Below are 23,835 nucleotides of genomic sequence, written 5' to 3' on the forward strand. Positions count from 1 at the left end.
CTAGTCGAGTGCGGTCGCAGTGGCTGGCAGGATGCTGCTGGGAAGCCCTTCGAGTTCGGCGGCACCGAACTTTTGGAAGGCGATTCGTTCTTCAACCGGGTACACCTCTCGACCTGCAAGGCGATTGATGAGCACCGAATTGCGGTACGCGCCCATACCCAGGTCGGGGGCGGTGAAGCCGTGGGTGTGCAATTCGGCGTTCTGTACGAAGATGTCTTGCGCGCGGCCAACGCTGTAGTTCCGGTCTACATCAAAGCGGCCATCGGGAAGGTAGCTGATGCGCTCGGAAATCCCCTTCAGGAATTCGCCGGTGGCCTGGCGGTAGCCGGTGGCAAGCACCAGCTGATCGGTGCCAAAAACCATCTCTTCGTCAGTGCGATCATGGCGCAAGGTCACCTGCAAGGTGTCTCCGGCCGGGCGCACCTCGCGTAGTGAAGATCCGGTGCGCAAATGCACATTCGGGGCTCCGTGGACGCTGCGTTGGTACAGCTCTTCGTGGATTTCGTCGATCAAGTCGGCGTTGATCCCCTTGTACAGGCCCTTCTGCGCCTTGGAGAGGGCATCGCGTCGGTCCATGGGCAGTGCATGGAAATGGTCGATGTACTCCGGCGACGTCATTTCCAAGGTCAGCTTCGTGTATTCCAGCGGGAAGTAGCGTTCGGATCGAGTGGACCAGACCAAGTGATCCTCTTCCGGCAGGCTGCGTAGCAGATCGAGGAAGATTTCGGCGGCACTTTGACCACTACCCAAGACCGTGACTACCTTGCCACGCTGGGAATCGGGTACCTCAGCGAGGATTTGATCGCGTCGGAACAGGTACTCGCTACTGTGCGTTACCGCGCCGCTTCCCAGTGCCTCGGAGGTGACGGAGTCGGGTAGGTAGGGCTCGCTACCGGTGCCAAGCACGAGCTTGGTGGCGCTGAAAGAAAGCAGGCCTTGATCGGTGAGGACCGATAGTTCGTAGCGCCCATTCTGGTAGCTAATGTCCATGACACGGTGCCCGAACTTTACGCTGGGCAACTGCTCTGCGGCCCACGCGAGGTAGTCGCTGTATTCGTTGCGCAGGGCATAGAAATTTTCGCGGATATAGAACGGGTAGATACGCCCGTGAAGCTTCATGTAATTCAGGAATGAATAGCGATTGGTCGGATCCGCCATGGTGACCAAATCGGCCATGAAAGGAACCTGCAGATGGGTGCCGGGAAGCATCATGCCCGGGTGCCAGCTAAAGGAATCGCGTGCCTCGAGTACGGCCAGCGAAAAATCCGGCAAACCATCGCTCAGCGCGGCAAAGCCCAGATTGAAGGGGCCGGCGCCAATGGCGATGACATCGTAGTGTTCGTGGGTCGTGGGGGTGCTCATGCGGTGGCCTCATTCATGTGTTCGCTCAGGATTTCATTGCCGACGCGGCTAATCTCGTCGAGAATTTCGACCAAGCTTGCCAGCGGCGTATTCGGGTTCAAGATGGTCAGCTTGAGCATGCGCTGGCCCCCGACGGTCGTGGCCGCAATCATCGCTCGTCCGCTGGAGTAAAGACGGCGTCGTATTTCGTTGGTCAGTTCATTGCGTGTCGCGTTATCCAACGGCCAGCCGCGCTCTTCGAACCAGAACACCACGGTAGAGAGCTGGACCGGAGCGGCGAGGTGCAGATCCGAACGCAGCGAAATTTCGCGCTCCAGATCCTCGGCTAGCTCGATCACCCGGTCGAACATGTGGCCAATGCGGGCGGCGCCGAGGTTCCGTAGCGTGACCCATAGTTTCAGGGCGTCGAAACGGCGGGTGGTTTGTAGCGATTTGTCGACCTGGTTCGGAGTCTGCTGAGCTTCGGAACTTGGGTTTAGGTACTCGGCGTAGTGGGCGATTGCCGCAAAGTTTCTTCCGTCGCGCAACACCAAGGCACTGGAGCCGATGGGCTGGAAGAAAGACTTGTGGAAATCGAGGGTTACCGAGTCCGCGAGGTCAATGCCCGATAGCCGCTGTCGGTGCTGTTCGGAGACCAGCAGGCCACAACCATAGGCCGCATCCACATGGAACCACGCTCCGCATTCACGAGCTAGCTCAGCCAATTCGTTCAATGGATCGATTGCGCCAAAATCGGTGTTTCCTGCTGTCGCCGAAATGGCCATGGGCACCAGACCTGCCGCGCGGTCGGCCGCGAGGCTGGAGCGAAGCGCGTCCACATCCATCCGGTGCTGAGCATCGGTGGGAACGCTGACGACGGCGTCCGGCCCCAGACCCATGAGTTTGGCAGCGTTCACGATGCTGAAATGCGCGTCCTGGGAGGTGTAGATCCGCAGGGCGGCCTGACGATCGGCAAGGCTACCGTGGGAGCACTTGGCGGTTGCGACATTACGCGCAATCAACATGGCCTGAAGATTCGATTGGGTGCCGCCCGAGGTGAAAATGCCGTCGGACTGTGTCTCATCGAACCCGATCAGTGAGGCACTCCAGGTCATCAACCGACGTTCAATCATCGTGGCACCGGCACTTTGATCAAAGGTATCCATCGACGTGTTCAGCGAGGTTACGAAGGTTTCGGCAGCGACGGCTGGGACGAGAACCGGGCAGTTGAGATGTGCCGCGTACTTTGGATCGTGGAAGTAGACCGCATCCCGAAGATAGAGGTCGTGTACTTCGTCGAAGACCTCGCGGAGGTCTTCCAGCGGTGAATCCAGATCCACGGCGTTTACTGCTGCTGCTAGCTCAGACGGTGCCGGGCCCGTGGTTGGTGATGAGACGGTGGCGAAGCGAGCTGCTACTCGAGCGGTCGACTCTTGGGTTGCCAGCAGATAATCCTGCACTGAATGGGAGTCCAGTACTGCCGGTTCGAACTGTCGCTGAGCCGTGGGCGCCGGAGGGGCCGTTGGCAAGGATTCTGTAGAGATGCTCACAATCAATCCTCGGGTCGTATGTATAGAAGATTTGGCTTAGCTAACTTAGCGATGACTATTAACATCACAAGCCCCTTGGCTAATGCAAGTGTCCCCAAGTCGACCTCCGGTTCGCAGGTAGGGGAAGCTTGCATTTTGGACGACTCGGAGAGATCATCTCGCGGGACGCGCGAGCCTATAATTCAATTTCGAGACACGAAGATTGCGTTATTGCTCCTCATAAACCGGATCGAGAACACAATCTGCCACACGGGAATATTGCCCATAATCAGCCTTCGCTCAGTGTTGCTCGTCGCACGGGTCTAACCCGGCAAATGCACGGTCGGTGAATGGCTCGATAGGTATGGGTGTCTTGAAAGCCTCCGCGCCATTGACGGATTATGGCCATGCTGCCGGGCATCTTCTCGGCCAGTCATCGGGTGAGGTGATCGCCTATCCGAACTTTTTGGCGCGATGTTGAATACGAAGGTTTAAGTTTTGAGCGATTCAAACTCGCGCAAGTCATGCCGTTTCGTACGTGACTTTTTCTGATGTGAACCGGTCGAATTTTGGTAGGGGCTCATCGCCGCCGACCCGTGGAAGTAGTGGGCGCAACCAATTGCTCACGCACCATTATCGGTAGCCGCTGAACTTACTCAGTGGGCCGCAAATCGCTAAGGAGCGAGTCTGACCCTCGTGGGTCATATATTACGAATGTGTCTTATCCCACGTTTTCGAGGGGTGTGGGCAGCTCTAATCTTGCCGATAAGGGGTAAGGCGTGGGATCCAGCATGCGACATGTTCTTGGTAGCTATGGAATGAGGCGCCGAAGCGCTCGCGGAGATCGTCCTCCTCCACGGGGCGGACAGCCCAGTTCCACACGGCGGCGCCGGCAAGTGCGTAAATAAGAGTGAGCCACGAGCCGATGATGAGCCCCACGGCTATGCCCTGCGTGATACTCGCAGCCGCCATCGGATTTCGAATCCAGTGATATGGGCCGGCGATCACAAGACGAGTCGGCATGGCCGAAGGCAGGGGAGTACCTTCGCCGTGTCGTGACATGGTCGCGGCCGACCAAATGGCCGCAACGCTACCAAGAATAAAGAGCCCGTAGCCGAATCCCGGGACCGCTGAGTGCCATGGAACGCCCAGAGCCAACCGGTGCTCGTAGTACCAAATCATCGCAGGAATGAGCGCCAAAAAGACGATCCAAAATACGGCCATCTGTCGCAGGGTGCGCAACAGGTGAGCCCGTGCGGTTGCAGCGGGCGCCTTGCGAAATGTAAACGGTCCGCGCAAGAGCAATTCACCGGGGACGCGCCGATAGCGCAGGATCATGCCAGAAGCAATGGTGCCGGCCATGGCCAGGAGCATGATGAGTGACCCCCAACCGGCTCGCGTGGTGGCCAAGGTATAGCCAGTCGTGCCCAGCGCGGCAATTGCGGTGTAGGGGATCAGCACCCAGATAACCGGGACATACCCCGCCGCAGCGATGGCCGAGGTAAAGACGAACAGCGGAAGATCGAAAAGCGCGACTACCGCCGGATTGAGGCCCCCGAGCGTGGCCTCGCGCACTACGGGAGAGAACATCAGCACCAACCACCAGCCAGTGGCCGCCACAGCTTGCAGCGCAAAATATGTGCGCGCAAGGTGATAGTGCCGCGCTGATGGGCTAGTGGCTGCATTGGACACACTGTCAGCATAGGTCACCGACGAAATTAGCGAGCCCGCCGCGGCGCCGTGGATCGGCTCTGTGTTCAGCAATGCCCGGTACACTGGCCACATAATCGGGTCATATGCGGTCTGCGATGTCGTTCCTTAGGATCCGACTCCTACAAGTTGAGGGCACCACCACAAGTGAAACTCGTCATCGATGCACGGTACGTCAGGATTACTCACCACGACGGAATCAGCCGGTTTACCGCCGGACTTATTGCAGCAGTCAGTGAATACGCCGATGTCACCATGCTGATTCACGACGAGAGGCAACTCGAGCACTTGCCTCGCCTGCCCTACCTGAAAATCAACGCTCCGACCTCGGTGCTCGAACCGCTGGCGGCCCTCCGGGTCAACAAGCTGAAACCCGACGTTGTCTTTTCGCCGATGCAAACCATGGGTTCCTGGGGACGCAAGTTTCCGCTGGTCCTGACGCTGCATGATCTGATCTACTACGCCCACCCCAAGGCGCCGGGCTTTCTTCCGGCGCCGATTCGCGCCGGTTGGTATCTCTTTCATCAGGTCTACTGGCCGCAGCGGATGCTACTTAACCGCGCCGATGCGGTGGCTACGGTGTCCCACACAACGCGCGACCTGATGCGCCGGCATCGCCTCACGCGACGCAAAATCGGGATCGTGTCTAACGCGCCCAACCCTGTCGATGCGGTGCGCGACCCTCAAACGCAACCGGCGAAGACACTTCTTTATATGGGGTCCTTTATGGCCTATAAGAACGTTGAGACGCTGATTGACGGCATGGCGTCACTGCCGGATTACGAACTGCATTTGCTCAGCCCCATTCGCCCCGACCGCCAGACTGAGCTCGAAGAACGGGCGCGGCCCGGCACGCGGCTCGTATTCCATAACGGGGTCAGCGACATCGAGTACGCCGAGCTTTTAGCCCGCTGCACCGCTTTGGTGACACTCTCGCGCGAAGAAGGATACGGTCTTCCGCTGGTCGAAGCGATGTCGACCGGAACCCCTGTGGTGGTAAGCGACATGCCGATATTTCGTGAAGTCGCCCAAGATGCGGCGCTCTACGTCAACTCAGATAGCGCCGAAGGCTTTGCGTCCGCGGTACGAGAACTAGCGGACGGGGATCGGTGGCGTGAGCTGTCTCGACGCTCGGTGGCGAATGCGCAGCGTTATTCTTGGCAGCATTCCGCGCGGCAACTAATGGAACTTTGTGAGTATGCGATAACTCATAGTCGAGTGCATCGCTGAACCGTCGACCTCGAGCCCTGGACACATCCAGCGAGGCCCGAAAAATAGGGGTTGAGTAGTGATTTGGCCCGACTCGTGGGCTGATTTGTCACTCTGAGAGTCGGGGTGCTAGAGTATTACTCGTTGCAATCCTCCATAGCTCAATTGGCAGAGCATTCGACTGTTAATCGAAGGGTTACTGGTTCAAGTCCAGTTGGAGGAGCCAATTTGGCCTCGATTCTTTTCAAGAATCGAGGCCATTTTCATTTCTGGCATTATTTCTGTGTTTTCACGCGTTTCCCTGTGGTCGCTTCGGTGCCCTCCCCGGTTCCTGACCCCTTGTGGTAAACGCTCAGCTTCCCCTTGGCCCATCTAGCAAAAGCGATAGACTTTCAGATCGGTAGCAATTGCACCCGCAGAATGACTTTCGGCCGATAGGGTTACTCCTAAAGGTGGAGTCGTTGAAACCCATGCGGGTGTTAGCGTTGAATCACCGGTTGCCCGGCAATCTAAATACTGGAGTAGAGCATGTCGCACGCGGAGTCGTCGCAGGTGAACGGAAGTCTGAAGGACAGTCTCAAGGACGCGAAAACGCAGGTCGAGGGGCTGAAGGACCTCGTTCCCCAGCAGCTCAATGACGAAGTCAAGCTGGCCACCACCACGCTGAAAAGCAAAGGTATCAGCGTCGGCGTGGCAGCCGCACTTGGCGTCGGGGCGCTACTGGTGGTTCTACTATTCGTTATCGCGGTTGTCGTGACCCTAGTAAACGTTCTGGCGATTTGGTTGCCCGGCTGGCTTTCCGCATTGATTGTTGCCGTCTTCTTCCTGCTGGTTGCCGGAGTGCTGGCGCTGATCGGTTACCGCAAGGTCAAAAAGGCGCTGCCGCTGACCCCGGATGACGCTATTCGTGGCATCCGGCACGATATTGGCGTGCTCAAGGACGGTAGCGCATTCGACGAATCCACGTTGGATGAGCCACTGCGTCCGAAGAAGGAAGATAAGGACGAGGAAGCGGCCGAGGATAAGGAAAAGAAGGTCAAGGAGCCGGCTCCAAGCATCGACGAATTGAAGCTGCGCACCAACCGTCGCCGTCGCCAGATTCAGGCGCTGCGCGACAACCTGGGGGCCAGCATGGAAACCCCGAAGGCCAAATACGATCAGGCGCGGAACTTCGCCGATCGTATGGGTCAGGGCGTGACCAGCTTCGCCGCAAAGGCCCGTACCGTGGTCAACCCCTCCGGCGATCCTGCCGGAGACCGGCCAGAAGGCCGGGACTTTCGCCGCAAGGTGGAAAAAGTAAAGCCGATTGCCATCATCGCAGGGTCGTTGGTGGCGCTAGGACTCATTATTCGTAAGCTCGCTCAGCGAGGATAGTCGGTGACCGGGTGTTGCAGGACAACGCCTGTGCCTCTGTTCTTGATGCGGCCGGGCCGGTGGGTAACCACTTCGGAGCATTTGTAGATACAGGGAGGGCACTGTCATGGTGTGGATTGCCGTAGCGGCCGCCGTTTGCGGTGCCTTTGGGCTCGCCTTCGGCGCACAGCTGCAGTCCATGGCCGTGCGTTCGCACGCCGGCGGACTTAGCCTCAGCCTCGGAAATGTTGGGAAACTACTATCATCCGGACGCTGGGTCGGCGGCCTGTTGCTTCTGGGCCTCGGCATGGTGCTGAACGTTTTTGCGTTGGCCAGTGCACCGTTGACGGTCGTACAACCAATTGGTGCCATCGCCTTGGTCATCACCACGGTGGTCAATTCGAAGGTCAATAACCTCACCCTGAACCGTCCCACCGTGATGGCGATCATCAGTTGCATGGCCGGCTCGGTGGGCTTCGTCTTGCTGGCGATCGCCGTGACCAACGCCAGCAATGAGATCACCGCCGCCGAGGCGCTGACGATTGAGGGCATTCTGGCCCTCGTGGTGATCTGCTTCGGCGGCTTGTATCTCATGTTCCGCCGTCGCTTGGGCGCCTTCTTCTATATTGTGGCCGCCGGCGTGCTCTTTGGTTTCGTGGCCGTCCTGGTGCGCACACTAGCCGTATCGGTGGTGCACCTAGACGGGCGAAGCCTCTGGACTCTGCCTTGGCTGGCCGTGGTGGCAGTGGTCGTCGCCGGGCTCCTGGGCACCTATTTCGTACAAAATGCGTACTCGAAGGGTCCGCCCGATCTGGTGATCGCCGGGCTGACCGTGATCGACCCGATCGTGGGGATCGCGTTGGGCATCTCGATACTTGGAGAATTGCGCTCCGACGTACACCCGGCGATGTCTGTGGCCATGGCCGTCTGCGCGCTCTTGGCCATTATCGGCGTGGTAGCCCTCTCCCGGCACCACCCGGATGTGCTCGAGCGACGAGCCAAAGCTCGCAATGATAAAGAATCCGTGGGGCAGGGCACGTACAACCTTGCCGAGAACAAGTTCATGACTGACAGCTAAGGACAACGAGTGGCCAAGGAAAACCCGCTGACCATCGTCATCGCCGCCGATACGTATCCACCAGATGTGAACGGCGCTGCAATGTTTTGCTACCGCTTGGCTACGGCCATGCACGCGCGCGGCCACCGCGTGCACGTGCTGGCCGCGCGCGGCAGCAAGGGCGCAACCTACACCGAGGTGCGTGACGAGGCCATCGTGCACCGGCTGCGTTCGCACGCTGCGCCCACGCACGATTACTTCCGCATCGTCTTCCCCTGGGAAGTCAACCGGGAAATCGACAAGTTGCTGAACGACATCAACCCCGATGTGATCCATGCCCAGAGCCACTACATGATTGGGCAGCACGCACTGGCATACGGGCGCAAACATTCGGTACGCACCGTGGCCACCAACCACTTCATGCCCGAAAACCTCGACCCATTCCTGCCATTCCCTCGCTGGTTCAAGCGCATCGTGGCACGCAACTCGTGGCGCGATATGGGCAAGATCTTCGGTCGAGCCGACGCGGTGACTACCCCGACCCCACTGGCGGCCAAGGCCATGCGTGAACGGGCCGGGCTGGAGCAGGTTCTGCCGCTGTCCAATGGCATCGAGGTAGGCAACTACGAATTGGCCGAGGGCGAGCAGATCGAGAAGAACCCCGAACCGACGATCCTCTTTGCTGGACGTCTGGCGGTGGAGAAGAACATCAACGAGCTGATTGAGGCGCTTCCGCTGATGCGCAAGGTGCCCAATGCCGTGGTGGAGATTGTCGGTGGCGGCGAGCAGCGCGCACCGCTGGAAAAACTCGCCAAGGAGCAGGGTGTAGCCGAGCGGGTGCGTTTCCTCGGACACGTCAGTGACGAAGAGTTGCGGGCAGCGTATTTGCGCGCCGATGTGTTCTGCCAGCCAGGCACCGCCGAGCTGCAATCCTTGGTCACGCTCGAGGCCCTCTCGGCCTCGAAACCGGTCGTGCTGGCCAACGCAATGGCGCTTCCGCACTTGGTCGACGTGGGAGTCAACGGATACATGTTTGAGCCAGGAGACCGTGCCGATCTGGCCGCCCGGCTCGATACCATCCTCGGTCTGGACGATGCGGAACGCGCCAAAATGGGCGAAGCCGGGCACCGCAAGGTGATGAATCACGCCCAGAATAAAACCATGGACGCCTTCGAGGCATTGTATCGCGGACAGACGGTCGGGATTCTGTAGGCTACGGCCCGTCGAATCGCGCATTAGCCGACCCATGCCATAAGATATTTCGAGTGTGTTGGGCTAATGCCCGCGGCACACAGTGGGGCGTTAGCTCAGTTGGTTAGAGCAGGGGACTCATAATCCCTTGGTCGTCGGTTCAAGTCCGACACGCCCTACCACCGCGGCGGCGCCGGGGACCTTGCGTACATCAAAGTCCCCGGCGCCACCGTTTGTTTTCCGCCCCAGGCATCCCAGGGCAGGAGGATCGAGGGGCGTTGATCGGAGATCAACAGTGCCGGATCGATATATTCTCCGTTCAAGCGCACACCCCAATGCAGGCAACGTGCCGAACAATGGGCGCCGGTCGCCAACTCGCCCAGTTTCGCCCCGGCCTCCACCCAGTCGCCCTCGTTCAGCGTGGCCTCGAGCGGCTCCAGGCTGGTGGTGTAGCCATATCCGTGGTCGATCACCACCACCGGCCGATCGACCACGGTGCCGGTAAAGGTAATGCGCCCGCGTTGCGGGGCCAGTACCTGTTGCGGTGGTTGGGCCGCCAAATCCACCCCGCGGTGACCCGCTAACCAGCGTTGCGCCGGAGGGTCAAAGGGGCGCAGTACCGTCACCGCGCCGGGCAGTGGCCAACGCCAGGCATCTGGATGCGGGGTAGGGGCACCCGGGCTCGACGTTGTCACTGGAGCACTTCCCATTCCCAGCGAGAGGAAGGCTGCCAACAGCACCGTGGCAGCCCGTCGCACAATTGTCACCAACAGAGCGTTCATGGGGCTTAGCATGGCCACGCCAACGCCGCGCGAGGCGGGGCCATCAGCGGGCTGTGGGTAAGCCGGCTCACGTTAGCCGGCAAGGCGGCGTGTAGTACACTAAGAACTGCAGTTTTGTGCAGAAATCCCCTGGATCGAACCAAGACTGACTTCGCGTGCGATTTTCCCGAACGAGATAACTCACCCGGGCGCTGCGGCCCACTGGTCCGACTTCGGTCGGAGGGCGGCGCGATCGCACTAGGGCGGAAGGCCACAAGGGCCCGACGCGTCAACCACAACAACGAGGGCAGTTACCGCGGTTGCACTATGCAACCGGTCCGCCACTGCTGGAAGGAGTTGCGACATGCCAGTCGTAACCATGCGAGAGCTGCTGAACAGCGGCGTGCACTTTGGACACCAGACCCGTCGCTGGAACCCGAAGATGAAGCGTTTCATCCTCACCGAGCGCAACGGCATCTACATCATCGACCTGCAGCAGTCGCTGTCGTTCATCGACCGCGCCTACGAGTTCGTGAAGCAGACCGTGGCTCACGGCGGCTCCGTGCTGTTCGTCGGCACCAAGAAGCAGGCTCAGGAGTCCATCGCCGAGCAGGCCAACCGCGTTGGCCAGCCGTACGTGAACCACCGTTGGCTCGGCGGTATGCTGACCAACTTCCAGACCGTTTCCAAGCGTGTTGCACGCATGAAGGAACTGGAAGAGATCAACTTCGAGGACGTTGCCGGTTCGGGCCACACCAAGAAGGAACTGCTGCTGCTCAAGCGCGAGCTGACCAAGCTGCAGGCCAACCTGGGCGGTATCCGCAACCTGAGCCGCACCCCGTCGGCTCTCTGGGTTGTTGACACCAAGAAGGAGCACCTGGCCATCGACGAGGCTCAGAAGCTGGGCATCCCGGTTGTCGCCATCTTGGACACCAACTGCGATCCGGACGAAGTCACCTACCCGATCCCGGGTAACGACGACGCCATCCGCTCCGTGAACCTGCTCACCCGCGTTGTCGCCGACGCCGTTGCTGAGGGCCTGATCGCCCGGAACAACAAGGCTGCCGGCAAGACCGAGGGCGCTGCAGAGCCGCTGGCCGAGTGGGAGCGCGAGCTGCTCGAGGGCGAGAAGGCCAAGGCTGAGGCTCCGGCCGAAACCGAGGCTCCGGCCGCCGAGTAGTCACCTAGCTGACTCTCACGGTTCATCTACCGGTGCTAGCGTGCCGGTGAGATGACGTAAACCAAGTCTTGTGGGACGAGCCGGAATCCGGCTCGTCCCACAAGCAAACAAACTTGAAACTCCTAGCTGAATGGGATTGCACGTGGCAAACTACACCGCTGCTGATATCAAGGCACTGCGCGAGCGCACCGGCGCCGGCATGATGGACGTTAAGAAGGCTCTGGACGAGGCCAACGGCGATGCCGAGAAGGCCATCGAGATCATCCGTGTGAAGGGCCTGAAGGGCGCTACCAAGCGCGAAGGCCGTTCGACCGCTGAAGGCCTGGTGGCTGCCAAGGTCGAGGGCACCGCTGGTGTCATGATCGAGATCAACTGCGAGACCGACTTCGTGGCTAAGAACGAGAAGTTCATCGCCCTGGCTAACAAGGTGCTGGACGCCGCTGTGGCTTCCGGTGCAGCCGACGTTGACGCGCTGCTGGCCTACGAGCTGGACGGCAAGAAGCTTGGCGACATCGTCATCGAAGAGGGCGCCATCCTGGGCGAAAAGGTTGTCGTTCGCCGCCTGGCCCGCGTTGAGGGTGCACAGGTCGCCGCTTACCTGCACAAGACCAGCAAGGACCTGCCGGCTCAGGTTGGCGTGCTGCTCGCCGTGGACTCGGACTCCGAGGCTGCTGCCTCCGTCGCCCACGACGTGGCCGTGCACACCGCAGCTATGGCTCCGACCTACCTGACCCGCGACGAAGTTCCGTCCGAGAAGGTTGAAGACGAGCGCCGCATCGCCGACGAGACCGCACGCGCCGAGGGCAAGCCAGAGGCCGCCCTGACCAAGATCGTTGAAGGCCGCCTGACCGGCTTCTTCAAGGAGATCGTGCTGGTCGATCAGGCCTTCGCCAAGGACGCCAAGAAGTCCGTGGGCAAGGTTCTGGAAGAAGCCGGCACCGCACCGGTTGCCTTCGCACGCTTCCGCGTTGGCGCCTAAATAGCGTACCGTCGCGTCTAGACGCGTCAACGCCGCCGATGGCGGCACCCAGGGGAGGGGAGGTGAGCACCGAGAACACTCGGTGTCTCGCCTCCCTTTTCCTACGCCCGGAGTTAGGGATAGTTTGAATCCCAGCACCGCTTTCGAGTTCCTATCGGAAAACAGCAGCAAGGAGTTTGCCCCCATGTCCACCACCCCAGAATCCAAGCGTCGTCGCGTCCTGCTCAAGCTCTCCGGAGAAGTTTTTGGCGGCGGGAAGGTCGGTGTCGACCCGGAAACCGTGCGTTCGGTGGCCCAGCAGATCGCGCAGACCGTCGGAGAGGTTGAGGTGGCGATCGTGGTCGGCGGCGGCAACTTCTTCCGCGGTGCCGAACTGTCCGCGGCCGGCATGGACCGTTCGCGTGCCGACTACATGGGCATGCTCGGCACCGTCATGAACTGCCTGGCGCTGCAGGACTTCCTGGAGCAGTGCGGGGTAGAGACCCGCGTGCAGTCCGCCATCGCCATGGCTCAGGTGGCGGAGAACTACATTCCGCGCCGCGCGATCCGCCACATGGAGAAGGACCGCGTGGTCATCTTCGGTGCCGGCGCCGGGCTGCCTTACTTCTCCACCGACACCGTGGCCGCCCAGCGTGCCCTGGAGGTGGACGCCGACGAGGTCCTGATGGCCAAGTCCGGGGTCGATGGGGTGTACACCGCCGACCCGAAGAAGGACCCGACCGCGCAGAAGCTGGCCACGCTGACCTACCAGGACGCGTTGGTCAAAAACATTCGCGTCATGGACCAGACCGCGATGACCATGTGCCAGGACAATAAGCTGAATATGCTGGTCTTCGGCATGGAGGGTGAAGGTAATGTGGCGGCCGCCATTCGCGGCGAGCGGATCGGCACCACCGTCACCCCGTAGCCCCATCTTTGGCATAGGATGGGAAGAGATTCTTGACATGGACGACTACGTGCTTGAGGAGTACTGGTGATTGAGGAAACCCTGGCGGATACCGCCGAGAAAATGGAGCGCACCCTAGAGGCTGCGAAGGAAGACTTCGCGACGATCCGTACCGGTCGCGCTCACCCGGGCATGTACTCCAAGGTGATGGTGGACTACTACGGTGCGCCGACCCCGCTGCAGCAGCTGGCAACCTTCAACGTATCCGACGCGCGCACCATCTTGATCACCCCCTTCGACGTCAGCGCCCTGCGCGAAATCGAGAAGGCCTTGGGCGACTCCGAGGTTGGCGCCAACCCCTCCAACGACGGTAAGACCATTCGCGTGGTTCTGCCGCAGCTGACCGAGGAACGCCGTAAGGAATACGTGAAGCTCGCTCGTTCCAAGGGCGAAGACTCCAAGGTGGCGCTGCGTGGTCACCGCCGCAAGGCTAAGGACCTGATGGATAAGCTCGTCAAGGACGGCGAAATCGGTGAGGACGAGGGTAGCCGCGGCGAGAAGGATCTGGACGCACTGACCAAGAAGTACGTTGACTCGGTCGACGAACTGCTGAAGAAAAAAGAAGCCGAGCTGCTGGACGTCTAATGTCAGCGCCGAGCAACGAAACTGAGGGCACGGCTTCGGCAGTGCCCTCAGTGGCATCCGCGGACAACCCACCGATGACCCGGCGTGAAGCCCGGGCCCGGCGGGAGGCCGAGGAAGCCGCAAAGAAGAAGGCCGGTCGGACCAAGGCCAAGGATGCCAAGCCGGCAGCGCCCACGGCCGCTCCGGCCGATAGCGAGCAGGACCCGGCGCGTGCGGCCAAACTCAAGGCAGCAAAGTCGGGGACGCCGCAGGCGGCACCCGCCACGCCAACGGTGCAAGCAGCCGCTTCGTCGGAACCCCAAGCGAGCCCGGCACCGGATCCCTCGAAGCCGGCCCCGCAGCCGGCTGCGGCCCCCGCCGAGCCAGCCGTTCAGCAGGCTACGAGCGCCAAGGCTACGCCTCCGGCCGCTGCAGAGGCCGCTGAGCAGGCCCCCGCGCCCACCCCGGCGACGGAGCCCACCGCCGCGGACCCCGCCGCGAAGGCGGCTGACAGTGAACCGGCGGAACCGAAGGCCTCGCGTGCCGGACGTAACCTGCCGGCGGCCATCGGTGTCGGCGGAGTGCTGCTGGCCGTGGTGCTCGCCGGACTGTTCTGGTACCCGCCGCTCATCCTCGGCTTGGTGATCGTGCTGGCCGGACTGGGTTGCTGGGAGGTCGCGCGGGCAACCACGCAGGCGCACACCAGCGTCCAACTCGCACCGCTGCTCCTGGCCTCCGCGCTATTACCGCTTTCGGCGTCATTTGGAGGGCTCGAAGCGGTTGGCTTCGGCTTGCTCGCCAGCTTGCTGGTGGTGGTCGTCTTCAGATTGACCGAGGGGCTCAAGGGCGCCGCCGCCTCGATTATGGCCAGCACCTTCATCATCGTCTGGGTGCCCTTGTTGCTCAGTTTCGCGGTGCTGGTGCTTCAGCAGGACAACGGCCAAATGCTCATCGCCACGATCTTGTTGCTCGTGGTCGCCAACGACACCTTCGGTTACATTGTCGGGGTTCTCTTCGGCAAGCACCCCATGGCGCCGAAGGTCTCGCCGAAGAAATCCTGGGAGGGCTTCGCCGGATCGTTGGTAGGGGCGATGATCGTGGGCGCCCTGACCGCCCAGTTCTGGCTGAATATGCCCTGGTGGAGCGGGCTGATCCTGGCGCTGGTTACCGTGATCGCCGCGACAACCGGCGACCTGTCGGAATCGACCGTCAAACGCGATCTGGGCGTCAAGGATATGAGCCATATTCTGCCCGGACACGGTGGCATCATGGACCGGTTGGACTCGGTGCTCTTCGCGGTACCGGTGGCCTATCTCGTCTCGCATTTGCTCGAATGGTTCATCACCGTTTCCTAGCTCGGTTCGCGTCATCGCGGTGCGCCGGTGCCGCGTGGCGAGCGCACACCACATAGAATAGTTGCGTGCTCTTCCGCGTCGGAGAGCCCAGGAATCACCACTCAGTATTGAAGGAAGTCTCGTGTCGCAGCAGCAGGAAGCTCCGTTCTCCCGCGTTCAGGAACAGGAATTCGGCTACAACATGAAGCAGGTCGATGCCTTCCTTTCGCGTGCCCGCGCCACCTTCAACGGTGAGGGCTCGGACGACAGCGTGGTCACCAGCCACTTGGTGCGGCGCACCACCTTTGCCCCGTAGAAGGGTGGGTACAACGCCCGCGAGGTCGACGGCGCGCTGGACCGTCTCGAGGACGTCTTTGCCAAGCGCGAGCGTGATGACCTGATCGCCCACCAGGGCGAAGAGGTCTGGCTGCAGCAGGTGGGTCGCTTGGCGGCGATTCTGCGGGGACGTTTGCACCGCGCCAAGGGTGAGCGTTTCCGCCGCCCCTCGCGCTCGAACGCCAGCAGCTACAACGTTGAAGACGTGGACCGCCTGTGTGATCAGCTCATCGACTACTTCGAGCACGATGTGCCGATGAGCGTCGACTCGGTGCGCCGTGTCGAGTTCCGTTCGGCCGTTGGCACCGAGGGCTACGAAGAGTCCCAGGTTGATGCCTTCCTCGACCGCGTGGTCGAGCTAATGGCCTCCATCGACTAACACTCACAGAGCCCGCGCGTCTTGTTTGATGCTCCGGGCAACGGCCTAGGATTCGGGGACGTGTAACCGGGCCATCACCCGGTCCACCTCTGCGGGCACCGTCCGCCGAGTCGCACGGGAAACTACCACCATGGTCAGGAAGGCCAGCGGCACACTCCAAGCCGCGGGTTGCCGCAACATTTGTGCCCACCAGGCAGTGGTATCTGCGGGCAGCGGCCCGGCGATCAGCAGGGCCAGGGCACAACTGATCGCCCCGACGCTCATTCCGGCCATGGCCCCGCGGGCGGTCAGGTTCCGCCACCAGATCCCGAGCAGAAGTAACGGGCAAATGGTCGAAGCGGTGAAGGCAAAAACGTTGCCGATGGCGCCGGCCAGCGCCAAGGAACTGGTCAACAGCGCGATTCCCACGGGCAAGAACGTGGCCAGTAGCGTTGATATGCGAAAGCCGCGCACGGTCCCGGCAAAAAACTGTTGCGAGAGCGTCCCGGCCAAGGAGACCACAAGCCCCGAGGTCGTGGACAAAAATGCGGCAAAGGCCCCGCCGACCACCACGGCGGTGAGTAGATCGGCGACGGGGGAGTCGAATACCTGTTGCGGTAGCAGCAACACGGTCGCGTCGGTATTGCCGCTTTCACGTAGCTGCGGGGTATAGAGCAGGCCTAAGGTTCCCAGAATCACCGGGAGCAGGTAGAAGATCGAAAGTAATCCCAACACGATGACCGTGGTCTTCCGGGCCGCTTGCCCGGTGGGATTGGTGTAGAACCGCACCAGCACATGCGGTAGCCCCAGCGTGCCAAAGAGCAACGCGAGAATCACCGAGACGGTCTCGTAGCCGCTCATGCCCACGACTGACTGCAGCTGTTCGCGCAACTCCAGTTGCCCGTGCGCGTTCTCCGCGAACGGGCGCAGGGTCAGCAGCAAAAAGACGGTGGGGATCACCAAGGCTGCAAGCTTGAACCAGTATTGAAAGGCCTGCACGAAGGTCACCGAACGCATGCCGCCAGAGAGCACGGTCAGGCACACCACGGTGGCCACGATCAGCGGCCCCACCCAGCCGGGCAGCCCGGTGGCAATACTCAGGGTGAGCGAGGCCCCGTGCATCTGCGGGACGATATACAGCCAGCAGATCACCGCCACCAGCCACGCGGTCAGCTTGCGCACTCCGGGTGCCGAGTCGAAACGAATCTGGGCGAAGTCCGGGATGGTGTAGGCCCGCGAGCGGCGCAGGGGTGCCGCTACGAAGAGCAGCAGCATCAAATAGCCTGCCGTGTAACCGATGGGAAACCACAGCCCTGACTGGCCGGTCATCACGATGAGCCCGGCGACCCCCAGAAAGGAGGCCGCGGAGAGGTACTCTCCGCCAATGGCGGAGGCATTCCACCACGGTTTTACGGTGCGTGAGGCCACATAGAAGTCGCTGGTGGTCCGCGAAAGCCGCAAACCAAAGACGGCAATGAGCACCGTGGCCAAGCTGATGGTGACCACTGCGGCTAGTGAGAGGGAGTGCATCATTTGGCGATGCTCCGGTAGCGGCGCTCGTTACGCACCGCACTCCAGGTGTAGAGCAGGCCCGCGACGATAATCAGTGGGTACATGCCCACCCCCAGAACCCACCAAGATAGGGGGATGCCCAGCAGCGTGATCTGCTCCATGCTGGAACCGGCCATGACCAACGCCGCGAACCCCAGGAGCAGAACCAGCACCCCGGAGGCCACGCTGATGGCTAAACGCAGTTGCGAGCGGACAAGCTGACGGACGTAGAAGTTCTCCGCGCTCTGTTCCTTGAGTCCGGTTGTCGGGGCGATGGGTGCATCCGACGGGGCCTGCACGCGTACACGCAGTTTGCGCTGCTCGGCGAAGTGCTGCTGATCGTGCTCGTTCATAGCGGTCGCACCCGGTGCGCGGCAAGCCGCTCGCGCACCTCGGGCAGCGTCCGCCGGGCGATCGGTAGCTCGGTGCCATGGACTATCACCGAGGCATTGCCCGTTTGCAAGCGCATAGTGTCAATCTTGTCCATGCAGACAAGGTACGAGCGGTGAATGCGGACAAAACCTGCCGAGGCCCATTGCTGTTCGAGATCGTTCAGCGGCACTCGGATGAGATAACTGGAGTCCTTGGTGTGTAGCCGGGCGTAGTCGCCCTGTGCGTGTACGTAACCGATCTCGGCCAACGGGATCATCTTGGTGATCCCACCCTGATCCACCGTAATCATTTCGGGTTTCGCCGGGGTCTCATCCACGATTTCGCAGATGCGGCGCACCGACTCGGCGAGCCGTTGCGGCCGAATCGGTTTAAGCACGTAGTCAATCGCGGCCAGCTCGAAGGCCTCCAGCGCTTGGTCCTCATCGGCGGTAACGAAGACAATGACCGGGGGATTGGCGAACCGGGAGATCACCCGGGCAATATCCAGACCGCTGAGCGCGGGCATGTGAATGTCGAGAAAGAGCGCCTGAACGTCATTGTCTTCCAGGGCCTTGAGCGCCGCAGCCCCAGAAGTGGCGCGGTGAATCGTGCCAATGCGTGCGTCTTGCCCTAGCAGGTAGGCGATTTCCTCAACAGCGGGGATCTCGTCGTCCGCGACCACGACATTAATCATGGCCAAGAGTCTACCGGTTCACGCTGGTCGGGGCGCGAAATTTTGGGATGCGCAAGGTGATCATAGTGCCCGCGCCGGGGGCGGTATCGATGAGCAGTCCATGCTCCTGCCCGTACAACTGACGCAGCCGGATATCGACGTTGCGCAAACCTACGTGTAAGTTCTCGGTGGTTCCGGCCAGCACCTCGGAGAGCTCTGCAGGGTCCATGCCCACCCCATCGTCTTCCACCCGGATCACCGCATGCGGACCCTCCTCCGTGGCGGTGATGGAGATCAGCCCACCATCGGGGCGGGCCTCCAACCCATGACGCACCGCATTCTCCACCAGCGGTTGCAAAGACAAGAACGGAATCTGGGTCGGCAGCACTTCTGGGGCGATCTGCAACGAAACTCGGATGCGCTCGCCGAACCGGGCCTTTTCGAGCAGCAGATACCGGTCGATAGCCTCAAGTTCTTCGGCCAGCGTCGTGAAGTCTCCACGCCGCCGGAAGGAGTAGCGGGTAAAGTCGGCAAACTCGATAACGAGTTCGCGGGCGCGAGCCGGGTCCGTGTTGATGAAGGACGCGATCGCGTTGAGTGAGTTGTAGATAAAGTGCGGTGAGATCTGGGCACGTAGCGCGCGGACCTGCGCCTCGAGCAGTTGGGCCTTGGACTTATCAAGTTCGGCCAACGAGACCTGGGTGGAGATAAAGACCGCCACCTCGGAGACCGCCCGCACAAAGCTGGCCCCAGCCTTCGCCGAGACCGCGGTCACCGTGCCGACCGCCGTCTGGCCGACCATGATCGGTGCGGAGACGGCGTCGAGCCCGGGAGAACGGTGGACTTGGGTTTTCCGGTCGGCCAAAGCCGCGGCGCTGGTCTGGGTGCAGATCTCGCGCAGGTGATCGTTGAACCCGATGGATGACTCGGAGGCGAGCACGGCGGTGGCGTCGCTAATGACCAGCACCTGGCACGCCAAGAGTCGGCGTAGCGCTTTGGCGCTTTTGGCTGCGCCCTCCTGACTCATGCCGCGCGAAAGGTGCGGTACGGCCACCGACATATGATGCAGCGCCTGAAACGTTGCCTGCTCGGCATCCGTACCCATCTCGCGGGTGGAGCGGGAAATCTTGAATCCCAGATAACCGATGATCGCGATGCCGACACTCACGGTGGTTACCATCAGGACGATCTGCAAGCCGGGGGACATGGACTCATTACCTTTCTTGTATGTGGATTAGGAGCGCTGGTAAGTTCCTGAACACTCCGGGGATGCTGGGTATGGCTTTCATGTGCCACCCGCCAAGTGCATGGGCAAGGATGATTGGCCGCCCAGCATCCCGCAACGGCTCGACCGCTGATTGAGAGATGCGAACCAATCGCTGTGTAATGACATGACGGCGCGGCTGTTGATCACGGAGTGACCCACCGGGCAACGGAAGGACACTAATCATGCCGCGACTGTGGGCCGGTATCGATGCCGGCAAGACCAATCACCACCTCGTAGCTATCGACACCGAGGGCAAACGCCTGATCTCGAAGAAATTCAGCAACGATGAAACCCTCATCCTCGAGATCATCGCAGAAGTCAATGAACTGGCCGACGGCGACGCGGTCACCTGGGCCACCGACCTGAACCGCGGCGGTGCTGCCTTGCTGATCGCGTTGATGCACGCTCATGACCAAACCCTGCTCTATATCCCGGGACGCACCGTGTTCAACGCGGCCCGCACGTACCGGGGTGATGGGAAAACCGACGCGAAAGACGCCGGAATTATCGCCGACCAAGCCCGCATGCGCCGGGATCTGACCCCGGTACGGCTGAGCGATGACATCGCCACGGATCTGCGCTTGTTGACCGCGCACCGCACCGATCTGGTCACCGACCGTACCCGGGCGATCAACAGGATGCGAGCCACGTTGTTGGAGTTCTTCCCCGGTTTGGAGCGGGCTTTTGACTACGCTAAATCCAAGGCTGCACTGACGCTGTTGACGGGCTACCAGACCCCGGAGGCGATCCGCCGACTTGGTGAGAAACGCTTGACGACGTGGCTGCGCAACCAGGGGGCGCGTAGCGCAGCCAACACGGCCGAACGTGCGGTGGCGGCGGCGAAGATGCAGCATACTACGGTGCCCGGCCAGGAGGCCGGGGCGAAGATCGTGTCCCGGCTGGCCACAGAGATCCTGCGCCTGCATGAGGACATCGATGATCTGGATCGGCAGATCGAAACCCGGTTCAGGCAGCATACCGATGCGGAGGTCCTGCTCTCGATGCCTGGGTTCGGGCCTCTGCTGGCCTCCGAGTTCCTCGCGGCCGTCGGGGGCTCGATCACCCAGTTCGATAGCGCGGATCGCCTGGCCGGTGTGGCCGGCCTGGCCCCGGCCCCGAGGGACTCGGGCCGGATCAGCGGCAATCACCACAGGCCGAAGCGTTATGACCGCAGGCTGCTGCGCGCCTGCTTCCTCGCTGCCCAAGTCGCGGCAAAGTGTTGCCCGATCTCCAAGGCGTACTACGAACGCAAACGCGCTTCGGGAAAGAACCACAAGCAGGCGGTTCTCGCACTGGCCCGCAGACGTCTGAACGTGCTCTGGGCGATGCTGCGTGACCATACTGTGTTCGGTCATGGCCTGGCCTCAACTACGGCGTCTGCCGCTTGACAACTTCATTGAGATTCATCCTACGTGCTCTGCGACCGGTTGCCGCTTATCGTTCGGGCGGTGGCCGTTGGGCGCAGGATTGAGTCCGCTGGCCCGAAACTCCTGCGATGCCCCTAGTCGTACGCGAATGGGCTAGGCGATAGTGAGGTGAGTCACAGATGGCGTGAGCCATCGCATCGATGAGGAGAAAAGTGATGACTGCCAACTCGCCAAACGATGTCGATAGCGACATCGACTTTATTGCGGAACGGGATTCGGCCGAATTCCAGGAGCTACGCCGCACACACCGTAGCTTCGTGTTCCCCATGGCCATATTCTTTTTGGTCTGGTATTTCGCCTACGTGATCTTGGCGGACTATTTCCACGACTTCATGTCGATCAAGGTCATGGGCAATATCAACGTGGGTATCGTACTGGGGCTTTTGCAGTTCGTATCCACCTTCGCGATCACCGCCGCCTACGTGCGCTTCTCGAATAACAAGCTGGATCCAAAGGCCACGAAGATTCGTGAACGCCTCGAAGACGAGGGAGTGAAGTAATGAATTCGTCGCTGATTCTGGCTCAAGCGGCAAGCACACAGGTGGGTAACCCGTGGGTCAATATCGGAATTTTTATCGCCTTCGTCGGTGTGACCCTGGTGATCGTGCTGCGTGCCAGCAAGAACAACAAGACCGCCGCCGATTACTACGCCGGTGGCCGCTCCTTTACTGGAACGCAAAATGGTACGGCGATCGCCGGTGACTACCTCTCGGCGGCCAGCTTCCTAGGTATTGTCGGCGCAATTGCCATCAACGGTTACGACGGCTTCTTGTACTCAATCGGCTTCCTGGTGGCCTGGCTCGTGGCATTGCTTTTGGTGGCCGAGCTGCTGCGCAATACCGGTAAGTTCACCATGGCCGATGTGCTCTCCTTCCGCCTCAAGCAACGTCCCGTGCGTATTGCGGCGGCGGTCTCCACCCTGGCAGTCTGCCTGTTCTACCTCCTGGCCCAGATGGCCGGTGCCGGCGCACTGGTCTCCCTGTTGTTGGGGATCAACGAACGGTTCGGTCAGTCCTTGGTCATCGTGGTGGTCGGCGCGCTGATGATCCTTTACGTACTGGTCGGCGGCATGAAGGGCACCACCTGGGTACAGATCATCAAGGCCTGCCTGCTGATCGCCGGCGCTTTCATCATGACCGTGTGGACTCTGGCGCTCTTCGGGTTCAACTTCTCCGAACTGCTGGGCAAGGCCGCCGAAGTGGCCAACAACCCCGAGGTCCTCAACCCGGGTCTGAAGTACGGCGTATCCGATACCAGCCGACTGGACTTCATCTCGCTGGGCCTGGCGCTCGTGCTGGGTACCGCCGGTCTGCCACACGTGTTGATGCGTTTCTACACCGTGCCCACCGCCAAGGAAGCTCGCAAATCCGTGGTCTGGGCGATCTGGCTCATCGGAGCCTTCTACCTGTTCACCCTGGTTCTGGGCTACGGGGCTGGCGCGCTGATTGGACCGGATAAGATCAAGGCCGCACCGGGCGGCGTGAATTCCGCGGCACCGCTGTTGGCCTACGAACTGGGCGGCACCTTGCTGCTCGGCCTGATCTCGGCGGTGGCTTTCGCCACGATCCTCGCGGTGGTGGCCGGCCTGACGATTACCGCAGCGGCTTCGTTCGCCCACGATATCTACGCTTCGGTGATTGCCAAGGGCAAGACCACACCAGAGAAGGAAATGAAAGTCGCTCGCCGCACGGTGATCATCATCGGCGTCTTCGCTATCCTCGGCGGTATCGGAGCGCAAGGTCAGAATGTGGCCTTCCTGGTGGCGTTGGCCTTCGCGGTGGCCGCCAGCGCCAACCTGCCCACCATCATCTATTCGCTGTTCTGGCGTGGATTCAAGACCCGCGGTGCGGTGTTCTCGATGTACGGTGGCCTAGCCTCGGCGCTGATCTTGATCATCTTCTCGCCGGTGTTCTCGGGCTCGGAAACCTCCATGATTCCAAGCCTCGACATTGCCTTCTTCCCGCTGGCAAACCCGGGCATTGTCTCGATTCCGCTGGCCTTCGTACTCGGCTGGATCGGATCGGTCACCGACAAGGGTCGTGAGGATGAGCAAAAGGGTGCCGAAATGGAAGTCCGCTCACTGACCGGCGTGGGTGCCGAAAAGGCGGTCGACCACTAAGTAAATATCAACTCATCGCATGCAAGGGATGCCTCGAAGCTCACAGGCTTCGGGGCATCTTTTGCGTGCACGGATCGATAGGTTATTCGCTGAGCGAATGCCGTAGTAGTTCGCTGGTGCGGTAGGGGACCAGATCTGCCATCGCCAGTGCCGAATCGGCGCGGGTTACTCCGGGTAGGTGCAGAAGCTGACCGTGAATCCGGAAGAGATCATGGGCATCGACGGCGCAGACGCGGACCAAAATATCGGCAGATCCGGTCAATCCGTGGGCCTCAAGTACCTGCGGCATTTTGGCTAACGCCTCGGTGATCGAGGCGAGATGATGCTGCTCGACATGCAACTCGATAAAGGCCAAGAGGTTGTAGCCCAAGGCATGGGGCGGAACGCGCACCTCCTGGCCCAGAAGCACCTCGTTCTCCAGTCGATTGAGCCGCGACTGCACGGTATTGCGGCCCAGATTCAGGTGCTCCGCAAGCGACGCGGCGCTACGTTTTGCCAGTTCGGTCAGGGCCAGCAGAATGCGCCGGTCGGTCATGTCCACGTTCACCATAAAGCGCAGATTAGCACCCATTCGACGG

Annotated in this window: 21 protein-coding genes, 2 tRNA genes and 1 pseudogene; 15 read left to right on the forward strand and 9 right to left on the reverse strand. The window is 61.1% G+C overall.

What is annotated here, in order from left to right:
- From ACYU0X_RS05030 to ACYU0X_RS05040, 3 genes are all read right to left on the reverse strand, one after another.
- Window positions 1–1,362: a lysine N(6)-hydroxylase/L-ornithine N(5)-oxygenase family protein gene (locus tag ACYU0X_RS05030; RefSeq protein WP_461902305.1), complete on the reverse strand. Its 1,362-nt coding sequence runs from the start codon at window positions 1,360–1,362 to the stop codon at window positions 1–3.
- Complete coding sequence (locus ACYU0X_RS05035) at window positions 1,359–2,891, reverse strand: pyridoxal phosphate-dependent decarboxylase family protein (RefSeq protein WP_461902306.1); 1,533 nt, start codon at window positions 2,889–2,891, stop codon at window positions 1,359–1,361. The genes ACYU0X_RS05030 and ACYU0X_RS05035 overlap by 4 nt, the downstream gene beginning before the upstream one ends.
- Window positions 2,892–3,623: 732 nt before the next feature.
- Window positions 3,624–4,460: a methyltransferase family protein gene (locus ACYU0X_RS05040; RefSeq protein WP_461902307.1), complete on the reverse strand. Its 837-nt coding sequence runs from the start codon at window positions 4,458–4,460 to the stop codon at window positions 3,624–3,626.
- A 267-nt stretch (window positions 4,461–4,727) separates the two neighbouring features.
- On the opposite strand from ACYU0X_RS05040, the gene ACYU0X_RS05045 reads away from it, so the two are divergent.
- The 6 genes from ACYU0X_RS05045 to ACYU0X_RS05070 all read left to right on the forward strand — a co-directional run bounded on the left by ACYU0X_RS05045 (window position 4,728) and on the right by ACYU0X_RS05070 (window position 9,572).
- A complete protein-coding gene (locus ACYU0X_RS05045) occupies window positions 4,728–5,810 on the forward strand; it encodes a glycosyltransferase family 4 protein (protein ID WP_461902308.1) in 1,083 nt (360 codons plus the stop codon).
- Window positions 5,811–5,939: 129 nt separating this feature from the next.
- Window positions 5,940–6,015: transfer RNA gene (locus ACYU0X_RS05050), tRNA-Asn, on the forward strand.
- A gap of 302 nt (window positions 6,016–6,317) precedes the next feature.
- A complete protein-coding gene (locus ACYU0X_RS05055) occupies window positions 6,318–7,163 on the forward strand; it encodes a phage holin family protein (RefSeq protein ID WP_461902309.1) in 846 nt (281 codons plus the stop codon).
- A gap of 106 nt (window positions 7,164–7,269) precedes the next feature.
- Window positions 7,270–8,220 (forward strand): DMT family transporter, encoded by a 951-nt coding sequence (locus ACYU0X_RS05060; RefSeq protein WP_418908698.1) that lies wholly within the window; start codon window positions 7,270–7,272, stop codon window positions 8,218–8,220.
- A gap of 9 nt (window positions 8,221–8,229) precedes the next feature.
- Window positions 8,230–9,411 (forward strand): glycosyltransferase, encoded by a 1,182-nt coding sequence (locus ACYU0X_RS05065; RefSeq protein WP_418908699.1) that lies wholly within the window; start codon window positions 8,230–8,232, stop codon window positions 9,409–9,411.
- Window positions 9,412–9,495: 84 nt separating this feature from the next.
- Window positions 9,496–9,572 (forward strand) — tRNA-Ile (locus ACYU0X_RS05070).
- Here the strand turns inward: ACYU0X_RS05070 and ACYU0X_RS05075 are convergent.
- Window positions 9,567–10,172 carry a M23 family metallopeptidase gene (locus ACYU0X_RS05075; protein ID WP_461902310.1) on the reverse strand — a complete coding sequence of 202 codons (606 nt, stop codon included), beginning with the start codon at window positions 10,170–10,172 and terminating at the stop codon, window positions 9,567–9,569. The two genes, ACYU0X_RS05070 and ACYU0X_RS05075, sit on opposite strands and share 6 nt — an antisense overlap.
- A gap of 343 nt (window positions 10,173–10,515) precedes the next feature.
- Between ACYU0X_RS05075 and rpsB the strand changes: the two genes are divergently transcribed.
- The 6 genes and pseudogenes from rpsB to ACYU0X_RS05105 all read left to right on the forward strand — a co-directional run bounded on the left by rpsB (window position 10,516) and on the right by ACYU0X_RS05105 (window position 15,869).
- A complete protein-coding gene (gene rpsB / locus ACYU0X_RS05080) occupies window positions 10,516–11,331 on the forward strand; it encodes a 30S ribosomal protein S2 (protein ID WP_309408229.1) in 816 nt (271 codons plus the stop codon).
- 142 nt (window positions 11,332–11,473) lie between these two features.
- The gene (gene tsf, locus ACYU0X_RS05085; protein ID WP_418908701.1) at window positions 11,474–12,310 is read left to right on the forward strand and encodes a translation elongation factor Ts; all 837 of its coding nucleotides are present in this window, start codon (window positions 11,474–11,476) and stop codon (window positions 12,308–12,310) included.
- Window positions 12,311–12,494: 184 nt separating this feature from the next.
- Entirely contained in the window at window positions 12,495–13,217 is a 723-nt protein-coding gene (gene pyrH, locus ACYU0X_RS05090) for a UMP kinase (protein ID WP_309408227.1), read from the forward strand.
- Between the two features lie 66 nt (window positions 13,218–13,283).
- Window positions 13,284–13,841: a ribosome recycling factor gene (frr, locus tag ACYU0X_RS05095; RefSeq protein WP_418908702.1), complete on the forward strand. Its 558-nt coding sequence runs from the start codon at window positions 13,284–13,286 to the stop codon at window positions 13,839–13,841.
- A gap of 41 nt (window positions 13,842–13,882) precedes the next feature.
- Entirely contained in the window at window positions 13,883–15,175 is a 1,293-nt protein-coding gene (locus tag ACYU0X_RS05100; protein WP_461902311.1) for a phosphatidate cytidylyltransferase, read from the forward strand.
- A gap of 181 nt (window positions 15,176–15,356) precedes the next feature.
- Window positions 15,357–15,869, forward strand: a pseudogene (locus ACYU0X_RS05105) (DivIVA domain-containing protein).
- Between the two features lie 45 nt (window positions 15,870–15,914).
- Here the strand turns inward: ACYU0X_RS05105 and ACYU0X_RS05110 are convergent.
- From ACYU0X_RS05110 to ACYU0X_RS05125, 4 genes are read right to left on the reverse strand one after another with little or no spacing between them, the layout of a single operon-like run.
- Window positions 15,915–17,381, reverse strand: coding sequence for a sodium/solute symporter (locus ACYU0X_RS05110; protein WP_461902312.1), 1,467 nt, complete (start codon window positions 17,379–17,381; stop codon window positions 15,915–15,917).
- Window positions 17,378–17,752 (reverse strand): DUF485 domain-containing protein, encoded by a 375-nt coding sequence (locus tag ACYU0X_RS05115; RefSeq protein ID WP_418908706.1) that lies wholly within the window; start codon window positions 17,750–17,752, stop codon window positions 17,378–17,380. The genes ACYU0X_RS05110 and ACYU0X_RS05115 overlap by 4 nt, the downstream gene beginning before the upstream one ends.
- Window positions 17,749–18,465, reverse strand: coding sequence for a LytR/AlgR family response regulator transcription factor (locus ACYU0X_RS05120; protein ID WP_418908707.1), 717 nt, complete (start codon window positions 18,463–18,465; stop codon window positions 17,749–17,751). The genes ACYU0X_RS05115 and ACYU0X_RS05120 overlap by 4 nt, the downstream gene beginning before the upstream one ends.
- Before the next feature lie 10 nt (window positions 18,466–18,475).
- Entirely contained in the window at window positions 18,476–19,651 is a 1,176-nt protein-coding gene (locus tag ACYU0X_RS05125; protein WP_461902313.1) for a sensor histidine kinase, read from the reverse strand.
- A gap of 242 nt (window positions 19,652–19,893) precedes the next feature.
- Here ACYU0X_RS05125 and ACYU0X_RS05130 point away from each other — a divergent pair, with 242 nt between their 5' ends.
- The 3 genes from ACYU0X_RS05130 (at window position 19,894) to ACYU0X_RS05140 (ending at window position 23,257) form a co-directional block, all read left to right on the forward strand.
- Complete coding sequence (locus ACYU0X_RS05130) at window positions 19,894–21,099, forward strand: IS110 family RNA-guided transposase (protein WP_461900383.1); 1,206 nt, start codon at window positions 19,894–19,896, stop codon at window positions 21,097–21,099.
- A 194-nt stretch (window positions 21,100–21,293) separates the two neighbouring features.
- Window positions 21,294–21,638 carry a DUF485 domain-containing protein gene (locus ACYU0X_RS05135; protein WP_309408215.1) on the forward strand — a complete coding sequence of 115 codons (345 nt, stop codon included), beginning with the start codon at window positions 21,294–21,296 and terminating at the stop codon, window positions 21,636–21,638.
- A complete protein-coding gene (locus tag ACYU0X_RS05140; protein WP_461902314.1) occupies window positions 21,638–23,257 on the forward strand; it encodes a solute symporter family protein in 1,620 nt (539 codons plus the stop codon). Before ACYU0X_RS05135 ends, ACYU0X_RS05140 begins: the two co-directional genes overlap by 1 nt.
- 82 nt (window positions 23,258–23,339) lie before the next feature.
- Here ACYU0X_RS05140 and ACYU0X_RS05145 read toward each other — a convergent pair whose 3' ends face one another.
- A complete protein-coding gene (locus ACYU0X_RS05145) occupies window positions 23,340–23,828 on the reverse strand; it encodes an Lrp/AsnC family transcriptional regulator (RefSeq protein WP_459274637.1) in 489 nt (162 codons plus the stop codon).
- Window positions 23,829–23,835: the final 7 nt, after the last annotated feature.

It is taken from the genome of Glutamicibacter sp. X7, assembly GCF_054889245.1.